A 16,667-nucleotide genomic window follows, 5' to 3' on the forward strand; every position below is an offset into this window, starting at 1 on the left:
CGGCGCCGTGGTTCAGTGGGTGATGGTGCCGTCCTCGTCCATCGTCGGGTGCATCTTCATCGGGCCGTACTCGTCGACGTCCGAGGGCCGCGCCGGCTCGGGCCCGTCCGGCCCGGTCCGCACCATCCGCTCGACGCGGCAGATCCGGAACGACCGGCCGTCCACGCCGAACTCGTCGGCGCGCTGCGCCGCCTTGTACTCCTCGGCGGCCCGCGCGTACGCCGCCTTCTTCGCGTCGTCGTAGCCGTACAGCATCGCCCAGACCTCGGCCATGCCGTCGTAGAGCATCCGCCGGGCCTGGTGCGGGGTGGCCGTCAGCGCGCCGAGCGGTAACCAGTCCTCGCCCTGGCGCTCGACCAGGCCGAACGCCGCCGGCAGCAGCACCACGTCCGGGTGGCTGGTGAGGGCGCGCTCGGAGTCGGCGCGGATGTCGGCGGGACAGCGGCCGCCCTTGTAGGAGAAGTCCCGCAGCCCCTGCTTCATGGCGTACGCCATCGGCCCGTCCGCGCGGTGCGGATCGAGCACGAAGTCCGCGTCGGGGGAGGGCTCGTCGCGCAGCCGCCGGTCCCAGCTCCGGTCGGCCGGCTCGGGGTCGGTCGGCCGGGGCTGCTCCGGGCCGCCGTCCTGGTCGCAGCGCGCGAACTCCTCCCCGCGCACCACGCGGTAGCGCACCCCGCACGCCGTCACCTCGTTCGCCGGCTCGCGCTCCAGCACCGCCACCGCCGCCAGGAGTTCGCGCCGCTCGGCGCGGTCGTCGGTGCCGTCCTTGGCGGTGAACCACAAGTGCGAGTGCATGCTGTCGCGGGCCACCTGCGGCATGCCGTCCACCACCGGCTTCAGCAGCCGCCAGGCGGGCCCCGCGGCGGGGTCCTGCACGGCCACGCCGAAGACCGGCCCGCGCAGCGTGAGATGGGGGTAGCGCAGGGACGCGTCCACCGCGTCGGCCTCCTTCACCCAGGCCGCCGGATCGTCCCGGCGGATCAACTCCTCGTGGAGCGCGTGCAGCTGTCGCTGCCAGTCGTCGGTCATACACGCATTGTGGCGGTGTCGGGCGGCCGGGGGAGGCGGAACGACCCAACAGGGCGCGCGGTGGGGTCCTCGGGGCCGGCGGCGGCCCCGGATCTTTTCGGCCGGCGGGCCGTCGCGCCCGGGCGGCGGCATCAACCGGGCGTCGCGACACGCCGGTCAGTGACGTTTCTGCGGTGAAGGGATTGCTCCATCGGAGTGAGTAAAGGGCGTCCCATGGTGAGGTCTGGCACGGATCAAGCGATCCTTTTGTCTTGGCAAAGGGGCAGTCGCCGCGGACCGCCGCCCCCGGCGGTCCTCCCGGCGTCGCACGTCCCACGGGCGCCCGGCGGCCGCGCCGCGCGCCCCACCCCCACACCGGAGGAGTCACGCCTTGACGTACGGAAAGAAGCTGCGCGAGCAGATCGCCGGGCCGGAGACCACCCCGCTCATCGGCGTCTACGACATGTACTCGGCCTCGATCGCGGCCAAGCACTACGACGGGATGTTCGTCTCCGGCTTCGGCTTCGCCGCCTCCTACTACGGCCTGCCGGACATCGGCTTCATCGCCTGGCCGGACATGGTCGCCTTCGTCCAGCGGCTGCGCGGCGCCTTCCCCGCCCACCACCTGCTGGTCGACATCGACGACGGGTACGTCGACCCGGAGGTCGCCTGCCACGTGGTGGAGCAGCTGGAGCGGATCGGGGCCTCCGGAGTGATCCTGGAGGACCAGAAGCGGCCCCGCCGGTGCGGACACGCCGACGGCAAGCAGGTGCTCCCGCTGGAGGAGTACCTCGCCAAGCTGGAGCAGGTGCTGGCGACCCGTCAGGACCTGGTCGTGGTGGCCCGCACCGATGCCACGGACGAGGCCGACATCCTGCACCGGGCCAAGGCCCTCGCGGCCACCGCGGCGGACGTGATCCTGGTCGACGGCATCCGCAGCGTGGAGTGGATCCGCCGGGTGCGCGACGTGGTCGGCGACAAGCCGCTGCTGTTCAACCAGATCGCCGGCGGCAAGTCCCCGCGTCTGTCGCTGGGCGAGCTGTCCGCGCTCGGCGTGGACGTCGCGATCTACAGCACCCCGTGCCTGTTCGCCGCGCACCAGGCGATGGACAGCGCGCTCGCCGAACTCCGGCAGGAGGACGGCCGGCTGCCCGTGGTGGACCCCGCGCAGGGCATCGGCGTACAGGCGTCCACCAGCCTGCTGGAGCGCAACCTGGCGCACCGGCGGCCCGAGCGGGCGGGCGTGGGCGCGTGAGCACGGTCTCGCGGATGAGGACCGCGGTCGCCCTCGCGGTGGCCCTGCTGGGCGCCGCGGCGGCCACGGCGGCAGCGGACGACGACTCCGGCGCCGGTGGGGGAAACCGCAGCGTGGTCACCGTCCTCGACAACTCGCGCGCGGACTCCATCCTGGAGGTCGACCGCACGGGCAACGTCCAGACCGGCAGCGGCACCGCCGGCAGCGACCACGACGGCAGCGCCGTGGACATGATGGAGGCGTTGGTGGGCGCGCCCCACGACGCGGAGGAGGACGGCGCCTGACACTTCCCGAACGGCCGGCCCCACCCGGCCGTTCGCTCCCGCCCGCCACGGCTGCCGCGCTCCGGGCATCGTTCCCCCGGGTGGCGTACGGAAAGAGGCGCTTGCCGCCGTCTCGCCGCCGTCTCGCGGGCGCGCGGCCGGCACCTTCCGGACGCCTGGCCCGCGCGCTTCCGACGCCTGGCCCGCGCGCCTCGGACACCCGGCCCGCGTGCTCCGAGCCGGGCGGTCGGGCGGGTGGCCGGGGCCGTGAGGTACGCCGAACGGCCCCGCCGGGGACCCCGTGCGGCGGAATACCGCGCGTCGCTGTGGTGCTCTGGAGTCACCGGTGCGCGAGCGCGTGGAGCGAGCGCGGCGAAGGGCTGGTGGGCGTATGGCGGCAGACCGGACGGACCCCGTGGTCGAAACGCCCCACGGGGCGGTGCGCGGCAGGTACGAGCACGGCGTGGCCGTCTTCCGGGGCATCCCGTACGCGGCGCCCCCCTTCGGCCCCCGCCGGTTCCGGCCGCCCGTACCGCCCGAGCCGTGGGACGGGGTCCGTGAGGCGGTCGCCTTCGGCCCGACCGCGCCGAAGCCGCCGTACTCGGAGGCCTTCGCGCAGTACCTGTCCGACCCGGCCGTACCCGGCGACGACTGCCTCAACCTCAACGTGTGGACGCCCGAACCCGGCCCCGGCGCCCGGCTGCCCGTGCTGGTGTGGCTGCACGGCGGCGCCCTCACCCGGGGCTCCTCGGCCGTCCCCGTCTACGCGGGGCACGCCTTCGCCCGCGACGGGGTCGTCCTCGTCTCCGTCAACTACCGACTGGGCGTGGAGGGCTACGGACTGTTCCCGGACGCCCCCGCCAACCCCGGCCTGCGCGACCAGCTGGCCGCGCTGCGGTGGGTCCACGAGTCGATCGCGGCCTTCGGCGGCGACCCCGGCCGGATCACCCTGGGCGGCCAGTCGGCCGGCGCCATCAGCACCGGCGCGCTGATCGCCGCCCCGCAGGCCCAGGGCCTGTTCCGGCGCGCCGTCCTCCAGAGCGGGCCGCCGGAGGCGTCGGACCGTACCAAGGTGCGGCGGATGGTGCGCCGGATGGCGACCCGGCTGAAGGTGCCCGCCACCGCCGAGGCCTTCGCCGCCGTCGACCGCGACCTGCTGCTGCGCACCCAGGCCGAGGTCGGCCGGCTCAGCAGCCCGGTCCTGGGCGGCCCCGCCTTCGGCATCGTCGTGGACGGCGACCTGGTGCCCCGGGACCCGCTGGAGGCGCTGGCGGCCGGGGACGCGGCGCGCGGCGCGGACCTGCTCATGGGGTGGACGCGCGACGAGTACCGGCTGTGGCTGGTGCCCGGCGGCCTGCTGGAGCGCGTCGACCGGCTCGGGGCGGTCGGCCTGGCCGGCGCCATGGCCCGCTGCCACTGCGGGCACGAGGTGGTCCGCGGCTACCGGTCGCTGCGCCCCCGGGCCGGCACCGCCGAGACAGTCGGCCAGCTGGTCACCGACCATCTGCTGCGCCGCCCGCTGCACCGCCTGGCCGACGCCCGCCCGGGCTCCTCGTACGTCTACGAGTTCGCCTGGCCCTCGGGTCTGCCCGGCCTCGGCTCCTGCCACGCGCTGGAACTGGGCTTCGTCTTCGACACCGGCGACGTGCCGGACTCCCGCCGGCTCGCGGGCGAGGACGCGCCGCAGGAACTGGCCGACGCCATGCACACCGCCTGGGTGCGCTTCGCCGCCGACGGCGACCCCGGCTGGGCGGCCTGGGACCGGACCCACCCGGTACGGATCTTCGGCGACGGCCCCGCGTACACCGCGTACGGGCCGCGGGACGCCGAACTCGCCCTGTGGACGGCCGACACCGCGCCCCGTCCGGCGCCCGCGCGGACCGCGTCGACCCCGCTGGAAGCCTCGCCCGCGCGGGCGGCGGAACTCCGCGCGGTGATACGCCGCCTGCGCCGCTCCGGCGGAGTGCGCGGCGCCTGACCCGGCGCCTGAAACCAGGCGTCTGTGGCCCGGTGCCTGAAACCGGGCGTCTGAACCAGGACGGGGACGGACCGCCGAGGCGTGCGGGTCAGCGGGCGGCCAGGGTCCGGGCGATCTCCGTGACCGTCTCCGGGCCCACCCGGCAGCAGCCCCCGATCAGCCGGGCGCCCGCGGCGCGCCAGCGCGTCACCCGCTCGGGGTGGAAGGACGGGCGGCCGGTCCACGCCCGGGCCCCGGCGTCCCAGGTCTCACCGCTGTTGGGATAGACGACGACCGGCTTGCCGGTCACCCGCGCGGCCGTCGCCACCGCCGCGTCCGCGTCCTCGGGCGCGCAGCAGTTCACCCCGACCGCGATCACCTCCCGCGCGTCCGCGGCCAGGCCGAACGCCTCCTCCAGCGGCTGCCCGGCCCGGGTGCGCGCGCCTTCGACGGTGTACGACAGCCAGGCCGGCACGCCCAGTCCGCGCACCGCCCGCAGCAGGGCCCGCGCCTCGTCGGCGTCCGGCACCGTCTCCAGGGCCAGCACGTCCGGCCGGGCGGCGGCCAGCACCTCCAGCCGGGGCCGGTGGAAGCGCTCCAGTTCGCCGACGGTACGGCCGTAGCGGCCCCGGTACTCCGAGCCGTCCGCGAGCATCGCGCCGTAGGGCCCGGCCGACGCGGCCACCCACAGCGGCCGCGCCACGCCCCGGGCCCGTGCCCGGCGTACCGCGTCGCGGGCGAGGTCCACGCTCGACGCGATGAGCGCGGCGGCCCGCTCCCGGCCGACGCCGCGCCGCGCGAACCCCTCGAAGGTGGCCTGGTAGCTCGCCGTGATCGCCACGTCGGCGCCCGCCGTGAAGTAGGCGAGGTGCGCCTCGGTGACGGCCTCGGGCCGTTCGGCCAGCAGCCGCGCCGACCACAGCGCGTCGTCCAGGTCGTGCCCGGCCCGCGTCAGCTGGTGGGACAGGCCGCCGTCGAGCACCACCGTCCCGGCGGCGAGCGCGGCGGCCAGGTCGGGCAAGGTGTCGTCGCCGGTCATGCCACGACGGTAGCCCGCCCCTGCGTACGGCGGGCCGCCGGGCGCGTCCGGTACGGCACCGCGTCGGCGCGCGGGCGCGGCGGTCAGCGCGCCGGGGCGCCGAGCACCTCGGCCAGCCGGTCCGCGAACGCCTCGGGCCGTTCCACCACCCCGATGTGTCCGCCGGGGAACTCGGCGAACTCCCCGCCGCACCGCTCGGCGAGCAGGGCGGCGGTCCGGTGGAGCAGCTGACCGGCGGAGTCCGCCCCGGCGGCCAGGGTCAGCGGCACCTCGACGGAGCCCGCCGGCGGCGCGTACGAGGTGAAGGGCCGCAGCACGCGGGCGAGGAACAGGGCCATGGGGGAGGCGGCCTCCTCGGCGGGGGAGAGGGGCCGCCCGCCGGGAACCTTCCCCGTGGGAGACCCGGTCAGCACGGCGCTCAGCAGGGTTCCGGCGGCCTGCGGGCCCGCCGTGCGGTAGGCGTCGTAGACCTGGCCGAACAGGGCGCGCTGGTGTTCCCCGTCCGGCAGCGCCGTCACGCACGGGGGCTCGTGCGCGACCACGTGCCGCAGCCGCCCGGGGCGCCGGGCCGCCAGGTCGAGGGCCACGACGCCGCCCGCGCTGGTGCCCAGGACGTACGCCGACTCGCCCGCCGGGAGCACCGCGTCGAGCACCCGGTGCGCCCGCTCGCTCCACTCCTCGACCCGCTGGTCGGCGACGGGCTGTCCGAGCCGTCCGTGGGCGAGGCCGAGCGGGTCGTGCACGACGACCGTGAAGTGCCGGGCGAGCCGCTCGGTCAGCGGTTCGAGTCCCATGGGGTGCCCGGCGCCGCCGGGCAGGATCAGCAGCACCGGCCCGGCGCCGCTCACGTCGTAGTACAGGTCGCTCATGCGGCCGGCCCCTCCTCGGGAGTCTCGGATGTCGCGGAGGCCCCGGGCGTCCCGGATGCCTCGGGCGTCTCGCGCGGCCAGTGGGTGAGCGCTGTGTGCAGCGCGTCCACGGCCTTGTCCCACGAAGCGCGCACGTCCCGGGCGGCGTTGAAGCCGCCGGCGGCCTCCAGCGCGCAGTAGCCGTGGAAGGTGCCGCGCAGCAGGCGGACCGCGTCGGTGAGGTCGGGTTCGGACAGGCCGTAGCCGCGCAGCATGCCGTAGGTGATCTCGGCGGTGCGGCGCATGGCGGGGGAGTCGGCGGCGAGGGCGGGGTCGACGCGGATCTGGGTGGCCGCGTACCGCCCCGGGTGGGCGAGGGCGTAGGCGCGGTAGGCGTCGGCGAACGCCCGCAGCGCGTCCTTCCCGGCCCGCCCGGCCACCTCGGCGGCGATCCGGTCGATCATCTCCCCGCCGGCCAGCAGCGCGACCCGGGTGCGCAGCTCCTGGAGGCCGCGCACGTGCGAGTACAGGCTCGCGTCCTTCACCCCGAAGCGCCGGGCCAGCGCGGACAGGCTGACGTTCTCGAACCCGACCTCGTCGGCGAGTTCGGCGGCGGCCGCCACCAGCCGCTCCCCACTGAGCCCGACACGCGCCACGGAACACCTCCCCGAGCCCCCGAACCTAGGCCCTCTAGGCAGCAGCCTAGCCCAAGGAGCCGCGCGGGCGGGCGGGGGTCAGTCGTCGAGCAGGGCCGCCACGAACGCGTTGGCGAACTTGCCCGCCGGGTCCAACTCCTGTGCCAGCGCGCGGAAGTCGGCCAGTCGCGGATAGCGTCCGCGCAGCAGGGCGGCCGGTGTCGTGAACACCTTGCCCCAGTGGGGGCGCGGGTCGAAGGGCTCCAGCGCCTCCTCCACCCGCCGCACCGCCGGGAGCACCGCCGCCGTGTCCTCGACCCAGGTGAAGTGCAGCGCCACCGTGTCCCGGCCGTGGCTCGGGCTCAGCCACTGCGCGTCGGCGGCGACGGTGCGCACCTCGCAGATCTGGAGCACGGGCGCGACGGCCGCGCGGATCTCGTCCACCGCGTGCAGCGCGGCCAGGGCGTGGCGGCGCGGCAGCAGGTACTCCGACTGGAGCTCGGCGCCGCTGCTCGGGGTGAACTCGGGCCGGAAGTGCGGCAGTCGCTCGTGCCAGGGGCCGGGCACCCCGAGTTGCCCGGTGCAGTTGACGGCCGGCATCCCGGGCACCGGGTGCAGCGCGACCTTCGCGGGCGCCGCCCACGGGAAGGCGGGCAGGGGCTGGTCGGTGCGCCGCTTGAGCCACACCTGCCGAAAGCCCGGATCCCGCCAGTCGGTGAACAGGCTCACGCTGTACGCCGCGCCCGCCACCGCCTCGAAGTCAAGGCCTTCCAGCGGGAGTTCGGTGAACAGGTGCTGCTCCACCCCGAAGGCCGGCACCAGGTCCAGGGTGAGCGCGGTGACGACGCCGAGCGCGCCGAGGGAGGTGACGGCGCCGTCGAACCGGGCGTCCCCGCGGGTGATCGTCACGCCGGTCCCGTCGGCCGTGACCAGCTCCACCTCGCGCACCGCCGAGGCGAGCGGCCCGTTGGCCACGCCCGAGCCGTGGGTGCCGGTGGCGACCGAGCCGGCCACCGAGATGTGCGGCAGGGAGGCCATGTTCGGCAGCGCCAGCCCGTGCGCGTGCACCCGCCGGGCCAGCTCCGCGTAGCGCACCCCGCCGCCGACCCGGACGGTGCGGGCCGCCGTGTCGACGTCCGCGCCGGCCGGCAGCGCCGCCAGGGAGAGCAGGACGCCGCCGGGGCCGGGGTCGGCGATCTCGTTGAAGGAGTGCCCGCTGCCCAGGGCGCGCACCTTCGCGCCGCCGGCGACCAGCGCCCGCAGCGCCTCGACCGACTCCGGCCGGTGCGCCTCCCCGGCGGCATAGGCGACGTTGCCCGCCCAGTTGGTCATGGTCCCGCTCATCCCGGCGTCCCTCCCGCGTCCATTTGTCAAGCCACCATACTAATTACGCCGGGCCATGGCACGCGCCAGTGGGGGGACCCGGCACGGTCCGCCCTCGGGCGGGGGCATACCGTGAGGAGTCGTACGCACGAGCCAGGAGGAGAGACGGGATGGGCAGCCGTACCGCGCTGGTCGAGGATCTGATGGACCGCTTCCCGCACGTGCCGCGCGAAGCGGTCTTCAAGGAGGACCTGCTGCGGGGTGGGGTGGCCTTCGACCCCTCCGCGCTCAGCGACAACGAGGGGGGCGAGGTCAAGCCGAAGTCGTACTTCATCTTCTCCTTCGACCACGGCACCCTGCCCGAGCTGGGCGAGGCCGCGCTGCGCCGCCCGCCGGAGGAGATCATCCTCACCGGCGGCCCGTACGACCTGCGGCGCACCGTCGTCTCCGTACGGGTCAACCCCGCCTCGCCCTACCGGGTGGCCGCGGACGAGGACGGCGTGCTCGGCCTCTACCTGGACGGCAAGCGGATCGCCGACGTCGGCGTGCCGCCGATGCCCGAGTACTACCGGCACACCCTCGCCAGCGGGAAGTCGGTGATGGAGGTCGCCCCCACCATCCAGTGGGGTTACCTGATCTACCTCACCGTCTTCCGCGTCTGCCAGTACTTCGGCGCCAAGGAGGAGTGCCAGTACTGCGACATCAACCACAACTGGCGCCAGCACAAGGCGGCCGGCCGCCCCTACACGGGCGTGAAGGACGTCGAGGAGGTGCTGGAGGCCCTGGAGATCATCGACCGCTACGACACCCAGAAGGCGTCCACCGCCTACACCCTCACCGGCGGCGCCATCACCAAGACGGTCTCCGGCCGCGACGAGGCCGACTTCTACGGCCACTACGCCAAGGCCATCGAGGAGCGGTTCCCCGGCCGCTGGATCGGCAAGGTCGTCGCGCAGGCGCTGCCCAAGGCGGACGTGCAGCGGTTCAAGGACTACGGCGTGCAGATCTACCACCCCAACTTCGAGGTGTGGGACGAGTACCTGTTCAAGATGTACTGCCCCGGCAAGGAGCGCTACGTCGGCCGCGACGAGTGGCACAAGCGGATCCTGGACTCCGCCGACGTCTTCGGCGCCCGCAACGTGATCCCCAACTTCGTGGCGGGCGTGGAGATGGCCGAGCCGTTCGGCTTCACCACCGTGGACGAGGCCATCGCCTCCACCACCGAGGGCCTGCGCTTCTTCATGTCGCACGGCATCACGCCCCGCTTCACCACCTGGTGCCCCGAGCCCACCACCCCGCTCGGCAAGGCCAACCCGCAGGGCGCGCCCCTGGAGTACCACATCCGGCTGCTGGAGGCCTACCGGCAGACCATGGACGACTTCGGCCTCTCCTCGCCCCCCGGCTACGGCCTGCCCGGACCCGGCCGCGCGGTCTTCTCGGTCAGCTCCTTCATGGACAGCCTCCCGGCGGACGCCTCCACGGGCGACGAGGGCGCGCAGGAGACGGCGGCTCCGGGCGCGTAACGGGACGGGCGCGAGGGGCGGCGCCCGGGCGGGCGGCGGTGCGGCTTTTCGGACACCGCCCGCCCGGGCGGCGCCGGCCCGCGGTGACGGTGCGCACGCGCGCGCCGCGGTGTGCGCCATGGCAACCGGGTGAGCGGCTTGTCAGTTGTGCGGGAGCCGTGAAAGGCTTTTGCTCCGCTGTGAGGCGCGCCGCCAACTTCTCTTCTCTGCAGGCCAGTTGACCTCGCACCCATGGACGCAGGAGAGCCATGCCCGATCAGCCGAGCCCCAAGGACGCCACCGAGGCCGCGCTGTTCGCCGAGTGCTGGGACGCCGTCCTCTCCTACGCCGACCTGTGCACGGCCGGCTCCACCGCGGCGCACGATCTGGCCACCGAGGCGTTCGCGCTCGGCGCGCGCGAGGTGCGCGCCGCCGACGCCGGCGCCTCCCGCGGCCGCCGTACGCCCCGGCTGCCCGCGATCCCGCTGATGCTGACCGCCGTGCGCACCACCGCCACGGCCTGGGAGACCCAGGGCCTCGGCCACCTGCTCGACCTCGATCTGCGGCTGTGGCTCAACTCCCCGCAGGCCGCCCGCTATCCCGGCCCGCCGCTGCACCGCCCGCTCGCCCTGCGCGCCCTGCGGGACCTCCAGGAGGCGGACGCCGCGCTGCTGTGGCTCACCGAGGTGGAGGCGCTGCCGCTGGTCGTCGCGGCCCGCCGGCTCGGTCTGGACCCGGTGGCCGTGTCGGGCGAACTCGACCAGGTGCGGGCCCTGTTCCGGGACCGCTGCCGGCGCGACCACCTCGACACCCCGATGGACGCGGAGTGCCGCAGCTACGCCCGGCTGCTGGACGCCGTCACCCGGCCGGCGGCGGCCGCCGCCGAGGCCCCTGAGGACCTCTCCCGGCACCTGGCCACCTGCGCGGCGTGCGCGGAGGCCGCCGCCTGTCTGCGCCCGCACGGCGGCGCGCTGCCCGCGGCGCTGGCCGGCGGTGTCATCGGCTGGGGCGGCCTCGCCTATCTGGAGCGCCGCCGCCGGGCCGCCGACGTGCGCCTGGGCGCCCGGCGCCCCGCGGCCGGGGCGTCGGGCGGCGAGCCCGGGGACGGCGGCGGCCGGGCCCAGGTGCTGCGCGGCAGCCTGCTCGCCGGGGCCGTCGCGCTGTCGGCGCTGGCGCTGACCGTGTCGCTGATGCCGTTCGACGGCTCGGCGCAGAACGCCGCGCGGGGCGACGGCGGCCGGCGGTCGGTGGCCGACCCCGGCGTCCTCCCGCTGCCCGTCGGTACCTCGCCCGCCCCGGACCCGGCCGCCCCGGCGTCCTCGCCGGCCCCTTCCTCCGCCCGGCCGACCGCCGCCGCCTCGGCGAGCGAGCCCGTCCACGGCAACCCCGACCCGGAACCGCAGGGCACCGCCTCGCCCACCGGGGCGGAGGACCCGGCCGCCCCGGCGAGCGAGACGCCGGCCGCCTGCCGGGTCCGCTACCGGGTCGTCAACGAGTGGACCGACGGCTTCCAGGCCACCGTCACCGTCACCACCAGCCGCCCCCTCGACGCCTGGCGCGTCGCCTGGTCCTTCCGCGACGGACAGCGCGTCGGCCAGATGTGGGACGCCGAGGTCGCGCAGGACGGCTCCCGGGTCACCGCCACCGCCGCCGACTACAACAGCTCGGTGGCCGCGGGCGGCACCTTCGCCTTCGGCTTCGTCGCCGCCCGCGGCGGCACGAACTCCGCACCGGCCGCCTTCAGCCTCAACGGCCGATCCTGCGCGGTCGCCTGACGGCTGGTCACGAACCTACGACCGCCCCACCACGGTGGTCACCGTACGGCCGCCCGGCCGGGTTCTTCGCCCGCACCGCCGCCCGGCCGGAGGCCGTCTCCCCGCCCGGCCGAAGACCCGCCTTCCCGCCCGGCCGAAGACCGCCTCCTCCGGCCGGAAACCGCCCCCGCTCCCCGCGGCCGCGGACCGCCCGGCCCCGGAGTGTGACCCGAACGGCCCTGTCGGGTACCCGGGCGGCCCCCGAGGGTGGAGGGTGTGCCACGTGGCACGTGTGCGCAGCACGCTCACCGCCGGTCTCCACCAGGAAGGAATCCCGATGTCCGTCGAGACGCAGCAGGCGCCCGCCGCACTCGCGGACGAGGAGCTCGCAGGACTGGACGCCCACTGGCGCGCCGCGAACTACCTCGCCGTCGGCCAGATCTACCTGATGGCCAACCCCCTGCTGACCGAGCCGCTGCGCCCGGAGCACGTCAAGCCGCGGCTGCTCGGCCACTGGGGCACCTCGCCCGGCCTCAACCTCGTCCACACCCACCTCAACCGCCTGATCAAGGCCCGCGACCTGGACGCGGTGTGCGTCTGGGGGCCCGGGCACGGCGGGCCGGCCGTGCTCGCCAACTCCTGGCTGGAGGGCTCGTACACGGAGACCTACCCGGACGTCACCCGGGACGCGGCCGGCATGGGACGGCTGTTCAAGCAGTTCTCCTTCCCCGGCGGGGTGCCCAGCCACGTCGCCCCCGAGACGCCCGGCTCGATCCACGAGGGCGGCGAACTCGGCTACGCCCTCGCGCACGCCTACGGCGCCGCCTTCGACAACCCGGACCTGCTGGTCGCCTGCGTCATCGGCGACGGCGAGGCGGAGACCGGACCGCTGGCCGCGTCCTGGCACTCCAACAAGTTCCTCGACCCCGTCGACGACGGCGCGGTCCTGCCGATCCTGCACCTCAACGGCTACAAGATCGCCAACCCGACCGTCCTGGCCCGGCTCCCCGAGGCCGAACTCGACGAACTGCTGCGCGGCTACGGTCACGACCCGCTGTACGTCACCGGCGACGACCCGGCGGCCGTGCACCGCGCCCTGGCCGCCGCCATGGACACCGCCGCCGACCGCATCGCCGCCCTCCAGCGCGCCGCCCGCGAGGAGGGCGCCACCGAGCGGCCCCGCTGGCCGATGATCGTGCTGCGCACCCCGAAGGGCTGGACCGGACCGGCCGAGGTGGACGGCCTGCCCGTGGAGGGCACCTGGCGCGCCCACCAGGTACCGCTCGCCGCCGTCCGCGACAACCCCGAACACCTGCGGCAGCTGGAGGCGTGGCTGCGCTCCTACCGGCCCGAGGAACTCTTCGACGAGCACGGCGTCCCGCGCCCGGCCGTCCTGTCCGGCATCCCCGAGGGCGCTCGCCGGCTCGGCGCCAACCCGCACGCCAACGGCGGCCTCCTGCTGCGCGAACTGCCCCTGCCGCCGCTGGAGAAGCACGCCGTCGCCGTCGACAAGCCCGGCGCGGGCATGCACGAACCCACCCATGTGCTCGGTGAGTTGCTGGAAGACGTCATGCGCGCCACCGCCGAACGCCGTGACTTCCGGCTGGTCGGTCCCGACGAGACCGCCTCCAACCGCCTCCAGGCCGTCTACGGGGCCAGCGGCAAGGCGTGGCAGGCGAAGACCCTCGACGTGGACGAACACCTCGACCGGCACGGCCGGGTGATGGAGATCCTCTCCGAACACACCTGCCAGGGCTGGCTGGAGGGCTACCTCCTCACCGGCCGGCACGGACTGTTCTCCTGCTACGAGGCGTTCGTGCACATCGTGGACTCCATGGTCAACCAGCACATCAAGTGGCTGCGCACCACCCGCCGGCTGGGCTGGCGCGCCCCCATCGCCTCCCTGAACTACCTGCTCACCTCACACGTGTGGCGCCAGGACCACAACGGCTTCTCCCACCAGGACCCCGGCTTCGTGGACCACATCCTCAACAAGAGCCCCGAAGCGGTCCGCGTGTACTTCCCGCCGGACGCCAACACCCTGCTCTCCGTCGCCGACCACGCGCTGCGCAGTCGCGACTACGTCAACGTGATCGTCGCCGGCAAGCAGCCCAGCTTCGACTGGCTCTCCATGGACCAGGCCGTCGTGCACTGCGCGCGCGGCGCCGGCGTCTGGGACTGGGCCGGCACCGAGGACGGCACCCGCGAACCCGACGTCGTCCTGGCCTGCGCGGGCGACGTACCGACCCTGGAGGTGCTGGCCGCCGCCCAGCTGCTCCGGCGCGAGCTGCCCGAGCTGGCCGTGCGTGTGGTCAACGTGGTCGACATCGCCCGGCTGCTGCCCAGCGGGGAGCACCCGCACGGCATGTCCGACTTCGAGTACGACGGGCTGTTCACGGCCGACAGGCCGGTGATCTTCGCCTACCACGGCTACCCGTGGCTGATCCACCGCCTGGCCTACCGGCGCAACGGCCACCGCCACCTGCACGTGCGCGGCTACAAGGAGATCGGCACCACCACCACGCCGTTCGACATGGTCGTCAGCAACGACCTGGACCGCTACCGCCTGGTCATGGACGTCATCGACCGCGTCCCCGGCCTCGCGGTGCGCGCCGCGGCCGTACGCCAGCGCATGGAGGATGCCCGGCTGCGCCACCACGCCTACATCCGCGAGCACGGCGTGGACATGCCCGAGGTGGCCGACTGGTCCTGGGAGGGCTGAGGCGGCGCGGGGGGACCCGCCCCGGGACCCGCCCGTTGGTGCCCGGGGCGGCGGCGGGCGATCCTGGGAAGCGGGTCCCTGAGGGAGGCACGGTCATGCACGCTCAGCTAGGCGATCGGCTCGTGATCGAAAGCCCGGTCACCGGCGTCACCCGGCGCGACGGCGAGATCGTCGGCCTGCACCACGACGACGGCACACCGCCGTACGACGTGCGCTGGTCGGACACGGGCGAGACCACCCTCGTCTTCCCCGGCCCGGACGCCCACGTCCACCCGGCGGACCACGGGCGGGAACCGCTCCCCGGCGCCCCGGCCGCCCCGGACCGCGCGTCCGCGCCGGCGACCGGGGCTGGGCCAGGGGCCGGGGCCGGGGCGCGGGCGGTGCGGCCCGGGGACGTGGGGCGGCGGCTGACGGCCGCCCGGGAGCGGCAGGGGCTCAGCGTGGCGGAGGCGGCCGCCCGGGCCCGGATGTCACCGCAGTACCTCGCCTATCTGGAGCAGCACCCCTCAGACCCGAGCCCCGCCGCGCTGCTGCGCCTGGCCGACGCGCTGGGCACCACGCTGGACGCGCTGCGCGGCGGCGGCCAGGAGCTGCCGCCCGGCCAGGGCCACGCGCTGCTGCGTCCGCTGCTGACGGACCTCGGCGAGGAGGAGAGCCGGGAGCTGCTGTCCACGCACGGGGTGGGGCGGGTGGGGCTCAGCACCCCGGACGGACCGGCCGTCCTGCCGGTCAACTACGACGTGATCGACGGCGACGTCGTCTTCCGCACCGCGCCCGACGCGGCGCCCGCGTCCGCCGTGGGCGCCGAGATCGCCTTCGAGGTCGATCACGTGGACGACGCGCTCAGCCGGGGCTGGAGCGTGCTGGTGGTCGGCCGAGCCGAGGAGGTCGCCGACCCGCAGGAGGCGCGCCGGCTGGAGGAGCGGGCGCACTCCGCGCCCTGGGCGGGCGGCCGTCGGCCCCTGTGGGTGCGGATCCGGCCCGCGCGCGTGACGGGCCGCCGCATCACCCCGGCCGAGGGCCGGAACCAGTAGCGGGTCAGGTCACCTGGTTCCGCTGCCGTAGGGGGCGTACAGGTCCAGGAGGCGGACCCGGGCCGCGTGCAGTCGGCGGGCGACCACCCGGCCGACCCAGCAGGCCACCGCGTGGCCGAACACGGGGTCCTGCGCGCACAGCGCCCGCACGGTCTCCGCGTCGAACTCGTACGCCCGCACCGGGGTCACCGCCTCGGCCCCGAGCTGCCAGGCGTACGGCGCGAAGTGCCAGGAACAGCCGACGAGTTCGCCGTGGCCCAGGGACTCGATCACGGCGGCGCGGCGGCCGGGGACGCGCAGGTCGAGGGCGACCGTGCCGGTGCGGACGATCCAGAACCGGTCCGCGTGCCGTCCCTCCTCGAACAGCCGGTCGCCGGCCTCGAAGGAGACCTCGCGGGCGAGGTCCGTCAGCCGTGCGCGGTATTCGGCCGGCAGGGCCCCGGTCAGGGTGGTGGTGGAGGTCATCGCTGCGGCTCCTTCGTGTCCCAGGGTCCCGTGTCGGCTGCGGGCACTCCCGCGCCGGGCGCGGGCCGCTGCCGACTTCAGCCTGCGGCCGCGCGGTGCGGACCGCCACGGGCCGCTCGGCCCCGGCCGAGGGCCGTTCGGCCCGGACGGCGTGGCCGCACGTGGGGGACACGAGGGGGAACCGCACGCGGACCTCGCGCACGTCGGGCTCGGCGCCGCGCACGTACCGCGCGAGAGGCCGCCCGAGCCCGCCCGCCGGTCACGCCAGGGACAGGAACAGCTTCTCCATCCGGGCGCGCATCGCCGCGGCGTCCTCGCCGGCGGTCCGGCCGGCCTCGATGTCGGCCACGCACTTCTGCAGCCCGGTGGCGATGATGGCGAAACCGGCCCGGTCCAGGGCGCGGGAGGCGGCGGCGAGCTGCGTGACGACGTCCTCGCAGTCCCGGCCCTCCTCGATCATCCGGATCACCCCGGCGATCTGGCCCTGCGCGCGGCGCAGCCGGTTCAGTACGGCCTTGAGGTCGGCGCCGTCCAGCTCCAGATCCACGATCACTCCTAGTGAAAATACCCCTGGGGGTACTGTACGTCCCGTTTCGGGCCGCCGTCGAACCCCCACCGTCCCGCAAGGACAGTAACCGGGCGGAAAACCCGTGGCGGCGGGATACGGGCCCTTCTAGAGTGGGCGTCGCTTCTCGCGGTGGCCGCCGGCCGCCGCTTTCGGCGAGGTTGTCCGAGGTTGTCCCACAGGAGGTGTGACCGATGGCTGTCGTTGCGCAGGGCGCTGCCGCCCGAACCCAGAGGATCGTCCACTCCACCTCCGCGGCCTCCGGCTGACACCACCCGACTTCTCCCGCGCCGACCG

14 protein-coding genes are annotated in these 16,667 nt (G+C 75.2%); 7 read left to right on the forward strand and 7 right to left on the reverse strand.

The annotated features are described in order from the left end of the window. Positions 1-12: 12 nt before the first annotated feature. Entirely contained in the window at positions 13-1,029 is a 1,017-nt protein-coding gene (locus ABEB07_RS04590; protein ID WP_345667123.1) for a DUF5954 family protein, read from the reverse strand. A 370-nt stretch (positions 1,030-1,399) separates the two neighbouring features. Between ABEB07_RS04590 and ABEB07_RS04595 the strand changes: the two genes are divergently transcribed. The 3 genes from ABEB07_RS04595 (at position 1,400) to ABEB07_RS04605 (ending at position 4,504) form a co-directional block, all read left to right on the forward strand. Continuing rightward, positions 1,400-2,263 (forward strand): isocitrate lyase/PEP mutase family protein, encoded by an 864-nt coding sequence (locus ABEB07_RS04595; RefSeq protein ID WP_176150984.1) that lies wholly within the window; start codon positions 1,400-1,402, stop codon positions 2,261-2,263. A gap of 14 nt (positions 2,264-2,277) precedes the next feature. Next, entirely contained in the window at positions 2,278-2,547 is a 270-nt protein-coding gene (locus tag ABEB07_RS04600) for a hypothetical protein (protein ID WP_176150985.1), read from the forward strand. A gap of 370 nt (positions 2,548-2,917) precedes the next feature. Next, complete coding sequence (locus ABEB07_RS04605) at positions 2,918-4,504, forward strand: carboxylesterase/lipase family protein (protein WP_345667124.1); 1,587 nt, start codon at positions 2,918-2,920, stop codon at positions 4,502-4,504. Between the two features lie 88 nt (positions 4,505-4,592). Here the strand turns inward: ABEB07_RS04605 and mmuM are convergent, their stop codons facing one another. From mmuM to ABEB07_RS04625, 4 genes are all read right to left on the reverse strand, one after another. Further along, a complete protein-coding gene (gene mmuM / locus ABEB07_RS04610; RefSeq protein WP_345667125.1) occupies positions 4,593-5,522 on the reverse strand; it encodes a homocysteine S-methyltransferase in 930 nt (309 codons plus the stop codon). Between the two features lie 83 nt (positions 5,523-5,605). Further along, positions 5,606-6,391, reverse strand: coding sequence for an alpha/beta fold hydrolase (locus ABEB07_RS04615; RefSeq protein WP_345667126.1), 786 nt, complete (start codon positions 6,389-6,391; stop codon positions 5,606-5,608). Further along, a complete protein-coding gene (locus ABEB07_RS04620; protein WP_345667127.1) occupies positions 6,388-7,026 on the reverse strand; it encodes a TetR/AcrR family transcriptional regulator in 639 nt (212 codons plus the stop codon). Before ABEB07_RS04620 ends, ABEB07_RS04615 begins: the two co-directional genes overlap by 4 nt. Before the next feature lie 78 nt (positions 7,027-7,104). Then, on the reverse strand, positions 7,105-8,349 hold the full coding sequence (locus ABEB07_RS04625; protein WP_345667128.1) for an FAD-binding protein: 1,245 nt from the start codon (positions 8,347-8,349) through the stop codon (positions 7,105-7,107). 149 nt (positions 8,350-8,498) lie between these two features. Here ABEB07_RS04625 and ABEB07_RS04630 point away from each other — a divergent pair, with 149 nt between their 5' ends. The 4 genes from ABEB07_RS04630 (at position 8,499) to ABEB07_RS04645 (ending at position 15,340) form a co-directional block, all read left to right on the forward strand. After that, on the forward strand, positions 8,499-9,851 hold the full coding sequence (locus tag ABEB07_RS04630; RefSeq protein WP_345667129.1) for a radical SAM protein: 1,353 nt from the start codon (positions 8,499-8,501) through the stop codon (positions 9,849-9,851). Between the two features lie 248 nt (positions 9,852-10,099). Further along, positions 10,100-11,605: a cellulose-binding domain-containing protein gene (locus tag ABEB07_RS04635; protein WP_345667130.1), complete on the forward strand. Its 1,506-nt coding sequence runs from the start codon at positions 10,100-10,102 to the stop codon at positions 11,603-11,605. A gap of 316 nt (positions 11,606-11,921) precedes the next feature. Beyond that, positions 11,922-14,306 carry a phosphoketolase family protein gene (locus ABEB07_RS04640; protein WP_345667131.1) on the forward strand — a complete coding sequence of 795 codons (2,385 nt, stop codon included), beginning with the start codon at positions 11,922-11,924 and terminating at the stop codon, positions 14,304-14,306. Between the two features lie 95 nt (positions 14,307-14,401). Further along, positions 14,402-15,340 (forward strand): pyridoxamine 5'-phosphate oxidase family protein, encoded by a 939-nt coding sequence (locus tag ABEB07_RS04645; RefSeq protein ID WP_345667132.1) that lies wholly within the window; start codon positions 14,402-14,404, stop codon positions 15,338-15,340. 9 nt (positions 15,341-15,349) lie between these two features. Here the strand turns inward: ABEB07_RS04645 and ABEB07_RS04650 are convergent, their stop codons facing one another. Both ABEB07_RS04650 and ABEB07_RS04655 read right to left on the reverse strand, forming a co-directional pair. Beyond that, complete coding sequence (locus ABEB07_RS04650; protein ID WP_164585516.1) at positions 15,350-15,805, reverse strand: Crp/Fnr family transcriptional regulator; 456 nt, start codon at positions 15,803-15,805, stop codon at positions 15,350-15,352. 259 nt (positions 15,806-16,064) lie between these two features. After that, positions 16,065-16,352 carry a metal-sensitive transcriptional regulator gene (locus tag ABEB07_RS04655; RefSeq protein WP_176150996.1) on the reverse strand — a complete coding sequence of 96 codons (288 nt, stop codon included), beginning with the start codon at positions 16,350-16,352 and terminating at the stop codon, positions 16,065-16,067. Positions 16,353-16,667 lie beyond the last annotated feature (315 nt).

Source organism: Streptomyces similanensis (assembly GCF_039543625.1).
GTDB lineage: Bacteria > Actinomycetota > Actinomycetes > Streptomycetales > Streptomycetaceae > Streptomyces > Streptomyces similanensis.